At 33.9% G+C, this 17,112-nt stretch carries 20 protein-coding genes and 3 tRNA genes; 15 read left to right on the top strand and 8 right to left on the bottom strand.

Annotated elements, in window-relative coordinates:
- Nucleotides 1–39 precede the first annotated feature (39 nt).
- Entirely contained in the window at nucleotides 40–1,173 is a 1,134-nt protein-coding gene (locus AB3210_RS00700) for an alpha/beta hydrolase (RefSeq protein ID WP_052264773.1), read from the top strand.
- Between the two features lie 15 nt (nucleotides 1,174–1,188).
- Here the strand turns inward: AB3210_RS00700 and AB3210_RS00695 are convergent, their stop codons facing one another.
- The 4 genes from AB3210_RS00695 to AB3210_RS00680 form a co-directional block, all read right to left on the bottom strand.
- Nucleotides 1,189–1,479, bottom strand: coding sequence for a hypothetical protein (locus AB3210_RS00695; RefSeq protein WP_012481886.1), 291 nt, complete (start codon nucleotides 1,477–1,479; stop codon nucleotides 1,189–1,191).
- A gap of 517 nt (nucleotides 1,480–1,996) precedes the next feature.
- Nucleotides 1,997–2,073: transfer RNA gene (locus tag AB3210_RS00690), tRNA-Ile, on the bottom strand.
- Nucleotides 2,074–2,112: 39 nt separating this feature from the next.
- Nucleotides 2,113–2,439 carry a thioredoxin gene (gene trxA, locus AB3210_RS00685; protein WP_007302120.1) on the bottom strand — a complete coding sequence of 109 codons (327 nt, stop codon included), beginning with the start codon at nucleotides 2,437–2,439 and terminating at the stop codon, nucleotides 2,113–2,115.
- Nucleotides 2,440–2,518: 79 nt separating this feature from the next.
- Complete coding sequence (locus tag AB3210_RS00680; RefSeq protein ID WP_052264772.1) at nucleotides 2,519–3,139, bottom strand: ribonuclease D; 621 nt, start codon at nucleotides 3,137–3,139, stop codon at nucleotides 2,519–2,521.
- A gap of 150 nt (nucleotides 3,140–3,289) precedes the next feature.
- On the opposite strand from AB3210_RS00680, the gene AB3210_RS00675 reads away from it, so the two are divergent.
- The 4 genes from AB3210_RS00675 to AB3210_RS00660 all read left to right on the top strand — a co-directional run bounded on the left by AB3210_RS00675 (nucleotide 3,290) and on the right by AB3210_RS00660 (nucleotide 5,666).
- A tRNA-Gly gene (locus tag AB3210_RS00675) sits at nucleotides 3,290–3,362 on the top strand.
- A 102-nt stretch (nucleotides 3,363–3,464) separates the two neighbouring features.
- Nucleotides 3,465–3,917 carry a hypothetical protein gene (locus AB3210_RS00670; RefSeq protein ID WP_265028143.1) on the top strand — a complete coding sequence of 151 codons (453 nt, stop codon included), beginning with the start codon at nucleotides 3,465–3,467 and terminating at the stop codon, nucleotides 3,915–3,917.
- A gap of 44 nt (nucleotides 3,918–3,961) precedes the next feature.
- On the top strand, nucleotides 3,962–4,846 hold the full coding sequence (era, locus tag AB3210_RS00665) for a GTPase Era (protein WP_052264868.1): 885 nt from the start codon (nucleotides 3,962–3,964) through the stop codon (nucleotides 4,844–4,846).
- Entirely contained in the window at nucleotides 4,839–5,666 is an 828-nt protein-coding gene (locus tag AB3210_RS00660; RefSeq protein WP_019236725.1) for a 3'-5' exonuclease, read from the top strand. Before era ends, AB3210_RS00660 begins: the two co-directional genes overlap by 8 nt.
- Before the next feature lie 42 nt (nucleotides 5,667–5,708).
- On the opposite strand, the gene AB3210_RS00655 is transcribed toward AB3210_RS00660, so the two are convergent.
- On the bottom strand, nucleotides 5,709–7,022 hold the full coding sequence (locus tag AB3210_RS00655) for a lipase family protein (protein WP_007302125.1): 1,314 nt from the start codon (nucleotides 7,020–7,022) through the stop codon (nucleotides 5,709–5,711).
- Nucleotides 7,023–7,353: 331 nt separating this feature from the next.
- Between AB3210_RS00655 and AB3210_RS00650 the strand changes: the two genes are divergently transcribed.
- The 7 genes from AB3210_RS00650 (at nucleotide 7,354) to AB3210_RS00620 (ending at nucleotide 11,785) form a co-directional block, all read left to right on the top strand.
- A complete protein-coding gene (locus AB3210_RS00650; protein WP_096097212.1) occupies nucleotides 7,354–9,393 on the top strand; it encodes a porin in 2,040 nt (679 codons plus the stop codon).
- 119 nt (nucleotides 9,394–9,512) lie between these two features.
- Nucleotides 9,513–9,737 (top strand): ParD-like family protein, encoded by a 225-nt coding sequence (locus AB3210_RS00645; protein WP_226079579.1) that lies wholly within the window; start codon nucleotides 9,513–9,515, stop codon nucleotides 9,735–9,737.
- A 32-nt stretch (nucleotides 9,738–9,769) separates the two neighbouring features.
- A complete protein-coding gene (locus AB3210_RS00640) occupies nucleotides 9,770–10,012 on the top strand; it encodes a type II toxin-antitoxin system RelE/ParE family toxin (protein WP_230608979.1) in 243 nt (80 codons plus the stop codon).
- A gap of 37 nt (nucleotides 10,013–10,049) precedes the next feature.
- Nucleotides 10,050–10,838 carry a DUF2163 domain-containing protein gene (locus AB3210_RS00635; RefSeq protein ID WP_096097216.1) on the top strand — a complete coding sequence of 263 codons (789 nt, stop codon included), beginning with the start codon at nucleotides 10,050–10,052 and terminating at the stop codon, nucleotides 10,836–10,838.
- Between the two features lie 31 nt (nucleotides 10,839–10,869).
- Nucleotides 10,870–10,956: transfer RNA gene (locus AB3210_RS00630), tRNA-Ser, on the top strand.
- Nucleotides 10,957–11,310: 354 nt separating this feature from the next.
- Nucleotides 11,311–11,520 (top strand): DUF6290 family protein, encoded by a 210-nt coding sequence (locus AB3210_RS00625; RefSeq protein WP_007302130.1) that lies wholly within the window; start codon nucleotides 11,311–11,313, stop codon nucleotides 11,518–11,520.
- The gene (locus AB3210_RS00620; protein WP_019236726.1) at nucleotides 11,501–11,785 is read left to right on the top strand and encodes a type II toxin-antitoxin system RelE family toxin; all 285 of its coding nucleotides are present in this window, start codon (nucleotides 11,501–11,503) and stop codon (nucleotides 11,783–11,785) included. Before AB3210_RS00625 ends, AB3210_RS00620 begins: the two co-directional genes overlap by 20 nt.
- 287 nt (nucleotides 11,786–12,072) lie before the next feature.
- Here the strand turns inward: AB3210_RS00620 and AB3210_RS00615 are convergent, their stop codons facing one another.
- The gene (locus AB3210_RS00615; RefSeq protein ID WP_019236727.1) at nucleotides 12,073–12,231 is read right to left on the bottom strand and encodes a type II toxin-antitoxin system RelE family toxin; all 159 of its coding nucleotides are present in this window, start codon (nucleotides 12,229–12,231) and stop codon (nucleotides 12,073–12,075) included.
- 138 nt (nucleotides 12,232–12,369) lie between these two features.
- On the opposite strand from AB3210_RS00615, the gene AB3210_RS00610 reads away from it, so the two are divergent.
- Nucleotides 12,370–12,750 carry a hypothetical protein gene (locus AB3210_RS00610; protein ID WP_096097218.1) on the top strand — a complete coding sequence of 127 codons (381 nt, stop codon included), beginning with the start codon at nucleotides 12,370–12,372 and terminating at the stop codon, nucleotides 12,748–12,750.
- Here AB3210_RS00610 and AB3210_RS00605 read toward each other — a convergent pair.
- Complete coding sequence (locus AB3210_RS00605) at nucleotides 12,747–13,592, bottom strand: rhodanese-related sulfurtransferase (RefSeq protein ID WP_012481894.1); 846 nt, start codon at nucleotides 13,590–13,592, stop codon at nucleotides 12,747–12,749. The two genes, AB3210_RS00610 and AB3210_RS00605, sit on opposite strands and share 4 nt — an antisense overlap.
- Before the next feature lie 130 nt (nucleotides 13,593–13,722).
- Here AB3210_RS00605 and AB3210_RS00600 point away from each other — a divergent pair, with 130 nt between their 5' ends.
- On the top strand, nucleotides 13,723–15,321 hold the full coding sequence (locus AB3210_RS00600) for an ABC transporter permease (protein ID WP_052264833.1): 1,599 nt from the start codon (nucleotides 13,723–13,725) through the stop codon (nucleotides 15,319–15,321).
- Between the two features lie 202 nt (nucleotides 15,322–15,523).
- On the opposite strand, the gene apaG is transcribed toward AB3210_RS00600, so the two are convergent.
- On the bottom strand, nucleotides 15,524–15,928 hold the full coding sequence (gene apaG / locus AB3210_RS00595; protein WP_012481895.1) for a Co2+/Mg2+ efflux protein ApaG: 405 nt from the start codon (nucleotides 15,926–15,928) through the stop codon (nucleotides 15,524–15,526).
- 106 nt (nucleotides 15,929–16,034) lie between these two features.
- On the opposite strand from apaG, the gene AB3210_RS00590 reads away from it, so the two are divergent.
- Entirely contained in the window at nucleotides 16,035–17,111 is a 1,077-nt protein-coding gene (locus AB3210_RS00590) for a 5-(carboxyamino)imidazole ribonucleotide synthase (protein ID WP_029237555.1), read from the top strand.
- The last annotated feature ends 1 nt before the right edge of the window (nucleotide 17,112 follow it).

The following is a 17,112-nucleotide window of genomic DNA, read 5'->3' as shown; positions in this document are numbered from 1 at the left end:
TTTCATGTATTATTAAATCAATATAGTGAAAAACGCAAAATGAAAGTAACAGAAGAAAATACAATAAAAATTAGGGAAGAGTTCGTAGAAGTTCAAAATGGAATGCGAATTCAAAAGATAGTGATGTCAAACTCGAAGAGCAGTGCAGATAGCAGAAAGAAAAAGCATATAGTTTACTTTCCAGGGCTTACATATACTTTTGAAAAAGAGCCAAATGAAGACAAAAGTGAATGGAATTGGGCAGCTGAAGCAGGTATGGATGTTCACCTTATTAATTTTCCTGGTTCTGGAAAAAGCAAAGGCCATTCTTTAAACGGTCGAAATCGAGTAAATGCAGGAATTGGAGTCATTTCAGATCTTCTAAAGCAAGGCATTCACCCAGACAATATAGTACTGTATGGAAGCTGTGCTGGAGGACCAATAGCTGCGGAGGTTTATAAAAAGTTTAAAAAAGATGAAAATATTCATTTAAGATGCATTATCAATAAATCCTTTAGCTCATTCAAAAAACTTGTAGTGAAATTACTACACATATCAAAACCTAAATGGCTATTTCCTCCTATAATAAAATTCATACTCAAATGCTTTGGTTGGCACTTTAAGCCACACACAATAGTAAACGACATTACTCCATACACAATTTGTTTTAACTTAGAGAACGATGGCTTTATTAGTAAGCAGGCAAATATAGGTACTAAAATTGCTGACATAGAAAAAAGTCATAGGAAAAAAAACTACCAAAAAAAAGAAACTTTTGAAGGTTTTGAGCAATATAAAGAGTTTTTTATGGAGCATGCCAACTTAGCTAAAATAAAAAACCTTGAACCTGAAGTTGGAATAATGAAAAAATGCTGGAATAAGTTTCTATCGTTACTACCTATTAAGGCAGATGATATTCACTTTTCTTCGATTACAGAATTGTGCTCATCAAGTGAACACAAATACAATCTTCCTGAGCTGATTTCACTCTTTTTAGAATTCACAGATAATTATTTTGAAAAGAAGGGCTCTCTCAATCAAGAGAAACAACCAGAGATAAAAACAGAAGCGATATGTGGAAAGAATAGTGAAAAAGAAATAGAGGAAAAGAAACAGTATTTTACCAATTTAAAGAATTATTCAATAAGTCAGAATATATCTAAAAAGCTAACATCTCTTCAAATATTGAAATAAGTGTTTCTTTTGTGATTAAAAAAACATTGCATCTTGATTGTGTATTTCATTTGCTATAAGCAATAATTTTTCGCTTTCATCATAGAGATTGTTTTCACTAGCTAATAATTTCTCACTAATTTGTGGATAAAGTTTAGAAACGTACTTCTCATAGCATTTATCTAGGCATTCTTGGTCTGTCCGTTTTGTTTTGTAGGAATGGCATTTCTGATTACATTGATTATATCTAAATTCAATCCCTTTCTCTTTGTTTGATGCTTGTTGTTCCATAATATTCTTCAATTTTAATAATATTAATATTAGCATATAAGTATGAACATTATGCTAATATAATTACTTTTTAGGTATACATGGCAAATTTATGCCTGGAAAAAGTTTTTCCTACACTTTCTTTATAAAAACCACAGGCGCCTGTTATTAGCTAAGGTAAAGGTCAAATATCTGGAATTCTGGACATAAAATCCTCCTGTATAAAAAGATTAGAAAAAAATGCAGCGCACACACGACAGATATAAGCTGAAGAGCACGCTTTTTATTGAAAGATTAATTGAAAGTCTGCAGACAAATTTGAGCTCTTAAAATATCTCTAATTGTCATTATAATCAGATTCAAAATACGCGGAAGTAATTTTTTTTGACAATAGATTTCTTTCATAACCAGGCGTCATCCCAGCTGAGATCCAATAAGAAAACCGCGCTGGAACTTTTGAATTCCAGTTATGCAAGAAATCTAATATCATGGAGTTTTCAAACACTAACAACCAAGTACTTTAATAAGGCAAAAAGCTTATCTAAGAGAGTAGGCCTTGCAATTGTATCAATAGTGGTGGGATTGGTAGGACTCGAACCTACGACCAATTCGTTATGAGCGAACTGCTCTAACCGACTGAGCTACAATCCCTTTTATCAACACCTATAATACACGCAAAAGGAAATTTGTCTACTCGCTTATTTCACTATCAACCCAACTGTGTAAATCATTTATTGCGCCAATTTTGCGTGCAATTTCCTTACCATCTTGAAATATGATTAAAGTAGGTATAGATTGAACTCCATACTTACTTGGCACCTCAGTTTCTCCATCTATGTCGAACTTGCAGATCTTGATCTTGCCTTTTCTATCCTCAGCCAATTGCTCGATACGTGGCATCAGACTTTTGCATGGTCCACACCATTCTGCCCAAAAATCTACCAGCACAAATCCTTTGTGGTTAGCAACTTCAGATTCGAAATTTTGATCATTTACCGCTTTAATATCATCACTCATAAAATACCTAAATTTTTATAAATATAGCGTATCAATTAACAGCTGATCAACTAAATTTTTCTGGATTCAAGTGAAGTGATTACATATGATGATTAAAGATATCTACACTCCCCCAACCCATTGAATCTAGCCCAATACGAGTAGGAAGAAATTCAAAGCACTTTTCGGCTAATTCTTTTCTATTTTCACGTTCTAGCATTAAATCTAGCTTTTCCTTTATTTTATGGAGATATAAAACATCAGATGCAGCATAACTTTTTTGCTTGTCTGTTAAAATTTCATTTCCCCAATCAGAAGATTGTTGTTGCTTATTTAATTTTATATCAAGTAGTTCTAAGCACAACTCTTTTAAGCTATGATTATCTGTGTAGGTGCGAACTAAACGTGAGGCTATTTTCGTGCAATAGCAAGGCAGTGCCCAAGTTTGCAGGTAGTAATGTATTATACTCACATCAAATCGCGCAAAGTGAAATATTTTGGTTATATTTTTATCCTCCAATATTTTTCTCAAATTTGGAGCTGTATAATCGTTTTTGAATTGAATCAAATGAGCGTTGCCATCACCAAAAGAAAGCTGCACAAGGCATAATCTATCTCTGCTATGCAGTAGCCCCATTGCCTCTGTATCAACAGCTATAGATTTTATATCATTCGGTATTGCACTGGCTGGCAGGTCGTCTTTATATACAAATATTCTCATAAATTTAATATGTTTTATGACACATATAATAATCAAAAATGAGTTTTAAGTATACGAAAAGATCATAGAAGATTGGCTCCCATATTTTTCATATGCATGGGTTTACAAATTATGATATGCACCTATAATAAGAATAAGTAAATTTTCATTGCGGGAGTGGCTCAGTTGGTAGAGCGCAACCTTGCCAAGGTTGAGGTCGAGGGTTCGAACCCCTTCTCCCGCTCTTTAATTTTAACATAAAAAATTTCCTTCCCCTATTCAACTAGTTCAGCTATACTCAAAGTAGCTAAAAGTTTTTTAGAAATTTATTATTTAGGGGGGGTATATGAAAAAAGATGATGTTATAGTCTGTTTAATAGTTTTAGGCATAGGAGCAACAATAGGAGCACTTACAGGCTTAGCGCTCAGTTTTACAACTCTATCACCTTTGGTGATGGGTGGAATTGTTGCTGCGGTTCCTGCACTCTTACACTTTTCCATTTGTACAGGTGAGGGACTCTCACAATCCCAATTCTCTTATGCTCATGCTTGTCTCTTTGTTGCAAGCGCTGCAACTGGAGTTAGTCTTGCTGCAGCTGCAACTGCTATTTCTCCAAGTATAATGCTTGGAATGGGATCGGCAGCTTTAGCAGGTGCAATAATAGCACCCATAGCAGTAATTGCAGGGTTCCTTGTAGCATTTGGTATTATTGAACCAATAGCTAAAAAAGTGAATGAGTATATTATATCACCTATAGTTGAGCGTTTTTCTTCAAAAGGGGAAGAGAAAGCTATATAATAATCAATTGACGTTAGCATTTAGTTTTCTTTATAATTTCCTTTGTGAAAGAACAAAAATGCTTATTTGTAACGATAGCTGGTTTGCCAAATGCTGGAAAGTCAACGCTAATTAACAGCATCGTAGGCAAGAAAATTGCAATTGTCACCCCTAAAGTGCAGACAACAAGGACGCAGGTAAGGGGTGTTGCTATATGCAACAATGCGCAAATTGTTTTTACTGACTCTCCAGGAGTGTTTTCAGCAGAAACAAATCTTGAAAAAGCTTTAGTCAAATCTGCATGGGGAGCAGTTAAGGATAGTGACATTACTTTGTTGCTTGTTGATGTAAACAATTACCTAAAAAATATAGAAAGAATAAAAACGATATTTGCACGACTGGAGCGCACAAAAGGCAGATGCATTTTGGTTATCAATAAAACTGATTTAGTAAAGAAATCAGAGCTCAAGATGGCACATGAGCACCTAAATTTGCTTTATAAGTTTGAAAAAATTTTTACGATCTCGGCACTGAAGAATGATGGACTTTCTGATCTGACTAGTTACTTGTCTGAAATTGCACCGATAGGCCCTTGGTTTTATGAAAAAGATCAAATAACTGATTCCTCAGCTGATTTTTTATCAGCGGAAATTACGAGAGAAAAGTTATTCTTGAACCTACGTGAAGAATTGCCATACTCTACAGCTGTTATAACTGAACAATTTGAGGAAAAAAAAGATAAGAGTTTAGTCATAAAACAGATCATATTTGTATTGAAAGATAATCATAAGAAAATAGTGCTAGGAAAAGACGGCAGTAGCATAAAAAAAATTAATATCGAGGCACGTACAGAATTGGAAAAGTTATTTGAGTGTAAAGTTCATCTCTTTTTGTTCGTAAAAGTGCGACCTTGGACTGATCGCCCTGAGGAATATATAAGTAATGCTTAATTCTTTGTTGGTATTTGATATTGAAACTATACCAGATGTAAATTCCTGCAAGAATTTACTAAATATTAGTGATGATAGCAGTGTAGAAGAAAAGAGGAACGCATTAACAAAATATCATCTTGAAATAACAAACGGGCAAAACTCTTTTCTGCGTCAGCCCTTCCACCTTGTTGTAGTCATTAGTTTTTTACTTTGTAATATAACACGCCAGAGCGGTTATGAAATGTTCACACTACAAGAAATAAGATCTGGAGGCACAGTAAACTCCAATGAAAAAGAGCTAGTAAAGGGATTTTTTAACTACATATCAGAGAAAAAGCCAAGACTAGTTTCGTTCAATGGACGCACTTTTGATATACCGGTACTGAAGTACCGTGCTATGGTTCATGGCATTCAAGCAGAATATTTTCACAAAGCTGGCGATAAGTGGAATAGTTACAATCAGAGGTACAGTAGTGATTGGCATTGTGATTTGCTTGAATCTCTCTCTGATTTTGGAGCTTCTGCAAGAATGAAGATGAACGAAGTTTGCGCAGCATTTAATCTTCCCGGTAAGATTGGAGTTGATGGTTCACAAGTTATGGACTTATATGATAGTGGCAAAATACAAGAGATTCGCGATTATTGTGAAACAGATGTGATTAACACTTATTTGATTTATTTGAGGTTTATGCATCATCAAGGAAGAATTACTACAGAAAGCTATAATAAGAGCATAGAAGAACTGCTTTTAGAATGCGAAAAAAAAGAACACCTAAAGAAATTTAAAGAAGAATGGAAAATAACTTCTGGTGAAAATTTTTATATTGAATTTAAATGAATAGATGCTACAGAGCAATCTAATGATTGCTCTGTATAGTAGTTATAAACTCCTTGTAGTAGAAAAGACATTTTGATGTGCCCTTTGCTTAACTTCTGCTTGTTCAAGCTTAGAAAAATTTTCTAAGTTTTTATCTTGGTATTCCTTTTTTACTTTCTCGAAAAAATTTTGTCCACCAAGAATATAATTACCTAAATTAGCAGCATAATATTGAGCATTACCTAAAACTGCACAGTTAATTCGACTTAATATTCTCGAAGGGTAATAAAAGAGAGAAACGTTATTGTTCGATCGGAAATCTTTTTCATCCATTATTTTAATGGCTTCATGATAACCATCTATTTGATGAACAAAATATCCTTCAGGTACTGATATTCTCAATTGTGCACCTACATGAGCATAACCACAAATACCAGGTGATACCGCTGGTACTGGGTCTTGTCTATGTTGAGTTACTCTAATGGTTTTTTCTTGAAGAACATCATTATAAAATTCACTAGCAGTAAGATCAAAAACTCGTGGATCACCAAAAGTTGCAACATGAACATCTTCAGCTCCTTCTGTTTTATTGAGGCATAAAGCAGCTATCTTAGCAATAGCTCCTCCCATACTGTGACCTGTGAGATTAATTTTAAAATCCTTGATTTCTGATCCCTGTTTTTCAGCATGAGATTTCAAAATGCCATACAGATTAGGCCATGAATCCATAAATGAATTATAGAAACCACAATGAATTCTTCCACCTTCAGGTAAAAATTCCGAAGTAGCAAAAAGTACATTTATATCAGTAATTCCATCATTAAAACTCTGGCTCAGACGAGTACCATGGTAGGCTATTGTTATTTCTTTACCTTTTATAAAAACGTGACCAGCATCTTTTTCAAAGCTATTACCAAATGGAATAATTTCATAACCTTCGCTGATGAGTTCAGCTCTAGTTTTATACATTTTTTCAGTAGATGGAACAATTTCAAAATCTTCTACAATTTCAAATTCAGTTTTGTATACTCTTTGAGCTAGGTTGTTACATCTTTTTTTACTTAATTTACCATCATCATCGCCATAGCTTATCTTGCAGAAATTACCCATTTCTAATAATTTCTCTCTATCAAATCCTGCAATTTTTACAATACTTTCATCTATTTTATAGTCAGAAGGTAAAGAACATGGCTCATTTGGATCAGCACGATTTATAAATTCATAATCTTCAATGATCTCAAATTCATCGTCATATTCTTTCATCTCGTATTTGCCATCATCTACTGAAATAGAGTCTGGCTGTTCAGTATTACCTGGCTCTGAGCCTGTAGCAGCACCTGTAGTGCTAAACCAATTGCGTAAAAAACTAAAATCCATAAGTACCCCAATCTATCAAAAATAAAACAATAATCTACCAACTATAATACAAATTAATATTATTGTCAACAATTTATATTAATAATTTAATCTTTTTATGCTTTTACTTTGAGTAAATTTTACTTCCATAGAATAAGTATAGAGTTATAATACACTAACAAGCAAACCTCTGTACTAAATTTTGGTTAATATACACGTTGAGCGTATTAAGAAAGTTGCTTTTAAAGTATTGCATTTTACCTTTATTTTCGCTATAAGGTTGCTTTAAGTTGGATTTTCAACACCTTTATACTATTTATGTTATGATTTTAAAATTTTTTGGGGGCACTTCATGAAAAAATCTATTTATACTAGAACTGCTCTAGCTTCTCTATTGACTTTATGTTCTTTCAGTGGCTTTGCTGCTGACTTTTCTGACGAGAGTATGAAGGAAGTAAAAAAGCAAGAGAGTAACGAGTCAATCAAAACTTCTGGAAAGATGGAAGTGATGAAGACGTCAAATAAGAAACTAAAAGAAAAAATGGACAGGATATGTAATGCTGATCCAAGAAAAAAAGCCGAGGAGCTTAAGAAAAAAGAAGAACTAAGATTAGCAGCTGAGCAGAAGAAAAAAGAGGAGTTAAAATTAGCAGCTGAACAAAAGAAGAAAAAAGAAGAGTTAAAATTAGTAGCAAAACAAAAGAAAAAAGATGAAATTAGGCTAGCAAAAGAGAAAAAAGCAAAGCTTATAGAGGATTCAAAGGCGAAAGCTCTAAGCACTAAAAATTCTAATGTAGAAAAGTCAAAAATTAAGGGTTCTAAAACTAAGAATGCTAAAATTGAAGCTAAAGATATAAAAAAGGATGTAAAAGTTGTTAACAGCAATACAGAGGAAAAAGGTAAGGCAAGTCCTGTTGTTTCAGTTGGTGGGGTTGATATTATCAATACCAATCAAGGGGATGGTTTAAGAATAACTTTCGGTGGCGTTGTTGATTCTCAAGGTTATGGTAACCATGGGCTAAGTGGCTATAACCATTATAATGTTATGCCAGGTAAATCTACAGATTATTTTAACAATACTCCAGATAGTATAAAAGGAGCAAATCCAATATTTCCTAAAGGGATAGGGAATATTGGTGATTACAGTGAAAACATGGGCATGATTTCAGATGCAATATTGCACTTAAGAGCTGAAAATAAAAATGAGGATATTGGTCTTCGTTATGGTGCCGATGTACAATTCCATGTTCCAGTTACTGAAGGTAAAGGAGCTTCACAAGGCGTGAATGCTGCAAGAGGTAGAAGTGCACATGTGTTTTTGAATTCAAAATATGGTGATCTGAAACTTGGTTATCAGTTTGGTCCTGAGTCTCTGATGAGACTTGATGCAACAAGAATTGCAACTGTTGATGGAGCTGCAGATAGTGACTGGTTCAGAAAAGTAAACTTAGAAGGAAGTGCTGCAAACTTCCCATTTTACGTAACACCACGTCTTTACACTGAAAGCTTCTCGAGCGAGAGCGAAAAACTCTCCTTCCGTATGGCAGGAAAATACAACAAAGAGGTTATGACCACATTGCCATTTAGAGCTGCTTACTACTCGCCGAATTATATGGGTGCAAGATTTGGTCTTAGCTACTCACCTCGCTACGATAGTGGTTTATCCGTTGTAAAAGAAATAGATTCAGTTCTTTCTAAAAATGCTCAAAAGCAAGATGAGGTAAAGCATAAGGAAACGTTAAGACATGTTGGACCAGATTACCAGCATATAATAAGCGCTGGTGCATCATATGAATATGACTTTAGTAAACATAATGTAAAAGTTAAAACTTCCGTAGTTGGTGAATATGGGTTTTCAAAGCAACCGAGTAAAGATAAGCACCTTTATAACGAGTTCATAGAATACAATAATCTGGCAGGCATTAATTTGGGTGCAAGCGCTGATTATAAGATTGATGAAGATCAAAGTGTAAAATTCGCTGCTTCTTTTGCATATTTAGGCAAATCTGGTCAACCTAAGAGTATCAAGGAACTCGACCTTGCTTCAAAAGAATATAAAGAGACTACTGATATTGCTAGAAAAAATGGCTTAAAGCAATTTAATGATAACAATACCATGTATTGGACTGCAGGTGCTGGTTATCAATATGATAACATCTACACAAGCGTGACATACTTTGGTAGCAGAATGAGTGATAAAGATATGCTTCATGATGTTGCACTTGGTGTTCAGTATGATCTATCTTCTTGCAATAAAAGCAAATTTGTTCCTTATGCAGCTCTTCACTACTTTACAACTGATGAAAAAGGTGCACTGGAAGATAAAAATAAGGATAAGATACCTTCTAACAAAGGAGTTCTTCTCCTCACTGGTGTGAAGTTTTCTTTCTAGTTATTTAATAATACACACCACAGCTTGAATGTGGTGTGTGTTTTCACTATGCACTTTCAAAATGTTGAAAAAATTTCCAATATATGATATAATAGCTAAAACTAGGAAGTAATAATCTAATGAGTATAACAGTAAATCTTGATGGGGAGTTCGAGAAAATAGTGCAGTCTCATTCCATATTGCAAAATCGTTCTGTACCGCAACAAATCGAGCATTGGGCTAAGATTGGTCAGATTGTTGAAGATAACCCTGAGCTCAGCTATAACATCATCAAAGAAATCCTTTCAGGCATTGAGGATATCAAGTCAGGTAATGTTGAGGAGTATAAGTCCACAAAATTTTGAAGATTCTTCTCACCAACACTTTTAAGCGGTCAATGAAGAAGCTGCACAATAATCAACTACCCAAACTTGAAGAAGCCATCAAACAAATTCAAGGTAACCCATATATTGGAGAGCTAAAGTCAGGCGATCTTGCAGGTGTTCGCGTGTATAAATTCTCTATTTTTAATCAACTGACATTATTAGCCTATATTCACAACGAACAAAATAACATATTAACACTTCTTGCATTTGCTCCACACGAAAATTTTTATAGAGATTTGAAAAAACAAGTGTAGCTAAATGCAGGTATGCCATTATTTATAAGAGGCAACTATGCAAACCAAATTAAAAAACCATTTAGCTGGAGAATTACTTACCATCGCTACTTGCTGGAAATTAACACTTGTAAGTGGAGAAGTAATGGGATTTACTGACTATGATGAAGATTTAAATCTCAATAATGTATTCTATAAATCTTCAAGCGGTTTTATAGCCAGCAGTATAATATTAAATAGCGATTTGAGAACTGATAATTTAGAAATTGAAGGAATATTAAATAGTGCTGATATTAAAGAAAAAGATGTTTTATCAGGAAGGTATGACTTTGCAAATATTGAAATATTTCTTGTGAATTATAAAGATTTGAGTCAGGGAATTATGAATTTGCATGCAGGAACTTTTGGTAAAGTAACATTAAATAGTGGGAGGTTTATCGCTGAAATTAGAGGTCTTGCGACAAAGCTTGAGAGAAGCATAACAGAGCTATATTCTCCTGTATGCAGGGCACAATTTTGCGATGATAGATGTAAAGCTGATGCTAAAAAGTTTAGTAGAATGAGCACAATTACTAAAGTGATAGATGAAAGAAGATTTGAAGACACTAATTTAATCGAAAGTGATGGATATTATAAGCACGGAGTGTTTAGTTCAGCAACATTTGAAGTTGTAGTTAAAGAATACAAAAATAAAGTAGTTACATTATTTGCTTCTCCTCCATATCAAATTTCTACCGGAGATAAATATTCGATACTTGCAGGTTGTGATAAAGCGTTTTTAACGTGCAAAAACAAGTTTAACAATACTGTGAATTTCCGTGGCGAACCATATATACCAGTTGTTTAGCAGCATAATTTTTAATATTATGAATAAGTATGGAAAGGTGGCTGAGCGGTCTAAAGCACACGCTTGGAAAGCGTGCACATATGAAAATATGTCGGGGGTTCGAATCCCCCCTTTTCCGCACATTATTTCTAGTGTAACATAGGATTTTCCGTTTTGTTCTTAAACCGTAATAACCATAGCACTTCAGCTCCGCAATTTTTCAGAGTCATCTACGTCAATAAAAGAATAGAGTTATCAAGTTGCAGAGCCTTCTTGATTTTTGATGATGAAGAGTAGTTGTTATCATAGAAATACATCCAGTAGCCAGCATACCTTCCTTATTCCTAATGATGTCTTGCAATACGTCTGTGTCATTTCTCCCTAAAATCTAATACTAGTATATACTCAATCTACCATAATCCGTCAATACAATTCTTTATTGAAAATTTTAGGAAAATGTTGTATAATTATGCAGTAGATTTCGGTAAAACTTATGGCTGATTCAAGTATTAACATTAGTGAAAAAGTTTTAAAAAACCTTACTCGTTTAGCTAAAGTAAAGAATCAATCAGCTCAAGAGCTAGCAGAGCAGTTTATACAAGAAGCAATTGAAAATGAAGAAGATATGGCAATAGCCAAACTTGCTATTCAACGTGACACTCGAAATGCAAAATTCATCAGGCATGAAGACATCAACTGGTGATAAGTATTTAATCTGCTATGAGGAAAATGTAGTTCACAAAGACATTCAAAATCTTCCAAAGACAATATGGTCAAGGGTAAAAGAAATCGTAAAAGAGCGTCTTACACTTTCTCCTGAGAAGGCAGGAGATCCCTTGCTCGGTGAGTTCAAAGGACATCGTAGAATACGATCTGGTGATTATCGTTTGGTTTATAGGATAAGTAAATTAGAACGTACAGTAATAATTACTGCAATAGAGCATAGAGAATACATCTATAAAAGTTAGAACCTTCCTATAAGCATTGTATATTTCATTATACAGACCTCTTTCCTCTTCACCTTAGGTGGCTTTGCTCAGCTCAAAAATAACTCATTTTTTGACTATACCCCTATAATTTTACTATTCTACAGACTATAAAATCGATGCTAATAACGGATTAGAGATAAACGTTGCAAAGAATCGCAGTGGATCAACCGGAAAGGTTACAGTAAGTTAATACTGGAAGGATATTAATCTAGGATTCATAAATGTCTTTTCTGTGTTTTATTGAAACACTTCATACTTTGCAGCATTTACATGATACGATAATCGCCAGTTCTCAGTCTTCTGTATCCTTTGAGTTTGTAACAAAACGATTCACCAAAATCAATTGGATTAACTGTAAGTCGCTCTTTTACTATCTCTTCAACTCTTAACTTTATTGTTTTTGGAAAAGCTCTTCTTACCAACATTTTTCAGGAATTTAATCTTATCGCGCTTTAGTCCCACCTATAGTGGTAAGATTATCTACTTATTCTTATATGGGAATTTACCAACTATTAAGACATTAAGTGTAATAAAAATATATTCTAATAGTATGGAAAAATAAAATGAATTTTGAAAAATATGTAAAGGATGGCGTTATAAATTTATATGATTTGCGTAGCAACACAAATAACAAAGAAATACAGGAGCTTATCAATTTTATAGAAAAAAGAAAAGATATCAAAGAATTTGGTTTTGGAAGTCATTATACTAGTGTTAATAACATGAAACTTAGGTGCAGAGGTGCAGGAATTGGTTTAGCTGCTGGTCTAGTTGCAGCATGTTGTTTATGGCAAGAAACTTTAGCTCTTATTGGCGGTTCTGGTGTAGTGTTGATTGCATTTGCTATAGTTGGTGCGTTACTTGGAGCTGGAGCGGGCTATGTCGTAGGTAAATGTCTTGATAAAATTGAGGTTAGTAAGTGTGCAATAAGCAGATTTTCTTAGAGGTTCGTATTGAATTCTAGCTTTCTTTCAATACTTAAAGATTTACAATCAGAGCAAACTACCTGGCCACGTGGAACTGATTTCAGCTCATCAGTTGAAACTTTACTTGAGCAGAATATGCATTTTATTTTATCACTTGGGGCGAGTGAGTGATCAACAGCAATTCTATCATCAAAAACAAAACACTCGCCTTCCCAATTACCACTTTTGTTGTGAGTTTTTTCAAGGTAGGAAAGAATACCGCCTTTAAGGTGATAAACATCGTTAAATCCAAGGCTTTTCATATATGCTGTAGATTTCTCGCATCTGATTCCACCAGTGCAGTACATAGCCACTTTCAGATCTTTACTCTCAGAGAAAGACTCTGCCCACTGAGGAAAATCTCGAAAACGCTGAGTATGTGGATTGATTGCATTTTTAAACTTGCCTAGTTTTACTTCGTAATCATTTCGTGTGTCTATCACTAAAACATCAGGTTGAGAGATAAAATCATCCCAATAATCTGGATCAATGTACTGACCTCTAACGGAAGTATCGAGATTACTTACACCAAGATTCACAATTTCTCTTTTTAATCTCACTTTCATCTTACTAAATGGTTGATATTCTGCTGCACTCTCTTTCCATGTAAGGTCCCTTAGTCTATAATCAGAACGTAGAAAATCGAATATTTTATCAATCGCGTTTCTTTCACCAGATACGGTTGCATTAATACCCTCTTCTGCAAGGAGTATAGTACCCTTTAATTCGACATTGTCGCATGCAACTTTTATTTCATCTTTCATGTCATAATAATTAGAGAGTTTTACAAAATGATAGAAAGTTGCAATGACAAAACTCATAATTAATTAGTTTATCGATTTAAAACATAATATATAAAATTATGAAGATATTCAATAGGACGGCTGTTAATTACTGGATATCTTTAGTTTTTGCATATAACATTTTAATATCAAATATAGATTCAAGTTAATGTTTCTGAGAGTATTTAAAAATATATTCTTGTTTTTAGTAAGTGTATTATTTGTCTGCCCTATACTATCGTTAATATCGATTCTATTTACAGAATCAGCAAACTCTGGATGGGTAATTAGTAGACTTTTTCCTGAATATATACTCAATACGTTGATTTTGATGGTAGGAGTAGGGTTAATATCCTTTATATTTGGAGTAATTCCAGCTTGGCTTACTACATTTTTTTCGTTTCCCGGAAGTAGAATTTTTGAGATTGCCTTATTCTTTCCGATATCAATTCCTGGATATATAGTATCGTTTGTTTATGTAAATACGCTAGAGTTTTCAGGTCCGATTCAGAGCTTGTTAAGAGATACTTTTCAATTGGGCAAAGGTGACTATTGGTTTCCCGAGATCAAATCCCTAGGTGGTGGAATATTAGTAATGGGATTTAGTCTATATCCATACGTTTATATGTTGGTCCGCTCAAGTCTAAAGAGCGTTAGTAACTCAGTCACTATTGCATCAACACTTGGGTTCTCCTCATTACAGAGTCTGTTTTCTGTCATCATACCCTCCATACGTCCATCAATTATAGCTGGGTTATCCTTGGTACTGATGGAAGTAATTACAGATTTCGGCACACCACAGTTTCTTGCTATCGATACTTTCACGACAGGAATATACCGTACTTGGTTTTTACTTCATGACAAATATTCAACTACTGTTTTGGCAGTTGCAGAACTGATTTTCGTTGCAACACTAATAGTTATCGAGAAAAAACTACAAAAAAGAGAAATATCTTACTCTTCAATCAATACTAATGCAGATTATCACAATAAACGTAGTATAAACGGTTCTATATCGTTGATCTTTTCTTATCTTATGTGTTTATTGCCGATATTAATAGGCTTTATTTTACCAATGATTCCACTTATATATTGGAGCATAGAGAAAGGCTTTTTCATATACGAAGCAAGATTTTACAATATAATAACAAACAGTATTAGTTTATCATTTATTACCGCGCTAATCTCGATCAGCATTGCAATAATTATTGGATATACAGCACGTAAAAATAAGCTAATAAGCAATATAGCACGTCTAATTTCTCTTGGATATGCAATTCCAAATGCAATTATTGCAATTAGCATAATAATGTTTTTAAGCAGAATATCTTCTTTCATTACTCAATATATTGTAGAAATTAGCTTGGTAGGAACTATTGGTGCATTAGTTTACTCATATTTATTTCGTTTTTTTGCTATATCTTTCAAAGCAATAGAGTCGGGACTCAAAAAAACACCAAATGAAATTGAATGGACTGCATATACTATGGGTCATGGGCCTATTTCCACGTGCCTGAATATTCATATTCCCCTTATCAAGAAAAGCATACTATCGGGATTTCTGCTCGTGTTTATGGATACGGTAAAAGAACTCACGGCAACACTAATTATCAGACCATTTAATTTTGAAACTATATCAACTAGAATATATGAACTTGTCAGCGATGAGCGTTACAGAGAAGCTGCCCCATTTTCGTTAATGATAGTTATTATAGGTTTAACCTCTACAATAATCTTATTCACACTTGATGATAAGAATCAAAAATAAACTATTTTGCATCTGTTCAGCAGAGTAACAAAATAAGATAGACGAAAAAAGACAACTATAGAAGCAAATGGTCAGTGCTTTCGTGTTTATCAACTTAGTTGGATCTCAGTATCAGCTACTCGGATGACATTATGGAAGCTCAAATGACAAAACAAGAAGCACTGGTTTCAGATGCACTTAAACAAATACACTATCTTGATGATCAATGAGGTCTAGTGTTAACGTATGGACTATCTAAGGAAAAGGGTGGTACCATAACATCAAAGGTTTTTATGCTCTCTTCGTTCAGAAATTCATATTTACCCTGCATTATTCCTGATGGTGTATTTAAGTATGTTCCACTTGTATATTTGAATACCTCTCCAGATTTTATTACAGGTTGTTCTCCAATAACACCAACTCCGGCAATTTCATTTATTTTCCCCTTATGATCTATTATTTGCCAATAGCGACTTAATAATTGAATGGTTGATGAGCTTTTGTTTTTTATCTTAACATTATACATCCATACGTAACAATTTTCATAAGGAATGGATTGCTCTTCAATGTAAATTGGCAAAACTGTAACTTCAACAGAATTAGTAATAAGTGTGTATTTCATGGTCATCGTAAAGTGTTCATGATAAAAGTTTAACACACTTCAATTATACACTTTTTTCATAGATTTTCCAAGCATATTATCGTACTCTAACTAGGAAATATTAATCTACATGATGAACAAAACAGATCCACTGGATAAAAAAGTGATAGGAATAATAGGAAGTGGGCAATTAGGTAAAATGACTGCTATCGCTGCAATAAAACTTGGGCACAAAACGCATATTTTTGCCAGTGCTAAAAACGATCCAGCTTGTTCTGTTGCTGATGATTTAACAATAGCAGACTTCTGTGATAAGAGGGCACTTGAATCTTTTGCACAGAGTGTGGATTTAGTCACTATTGAGTCTGAAAATATTCCATGTAGTGCAATTGATATTGTGTCGCAGCATACAGATTTTTATCCAGGTAAAAAGGCGTTACACATTTCGCAAAATAGGCTGAGAGAGAAAGATTTTATTAGAGATTTAAGCATAAAAACTGCTGATTACAAAAGTATACAAAATTATAATCAGCTACTAGAAAGTAGTGAAACTTTTAGCTATCCAGTGAGGCTAAAAACAACAGAAATGGGTTATGATGGAAAAGGACAATATATGATTGAAAATGATTCTGAACTGAAGCAATTTGCTTCCTTCGATTGGAATAAAGAGTACATTCTTGAAGCAAGTGTTGATTTACTGAAAGAGGTTTCAATAGTCGTTGCAAGAGATAAAAACGGTAAAGTAGCTTTTTTTCCTATAGCAGAGAATCACCACGTTGACGGAATACTTAATACTTCAATAGCACCAGCTAAAATAGATAATAAATTAGCCCAAGAGGTACAAAAAACTGCAGAGAAAATAGCAACTGCACTTGATGTAGTAGGAATTCTAGCTATTGAATTTTTCATCACTCAAAATCATGAATTACTAGTTAATGAACTGGCCCCAAGACCCCACAATTCTTGCCACTGGAGCTTGGATGCATGCAACGTTAGTCAATTCGAGCAGCTAGTTAGGATAATATGCGGGCTATCTATGCAGGAAGTAGTATTACGCTTTCCTTGCATGACAAAAAATATAATAGGTAATGATATATATAATTCTCACAAATATTTGAGCAACGAAAAAGCTAGTTTAACCATATATGGGAAAAAAGAGGTTAGGGACAAGCGTAAAATGGGACATGTCAATATAGATTTAAGCTATTGAG

This window comes from Wolbachia endosymbiont (group B) of Scrobipalpa ocellatella (genome assembly GCF_964188425.1).
In the GTDB taxonomy this organism is placed as follows: Bacteria; Pseudomonadota; Alphaproteobacteria; order Rickettsiales; family Anaplasmataceae; genus Wolbachia.
This window is presented reverse-complemented; position numbering and strand designations above follow the sequence as displayed.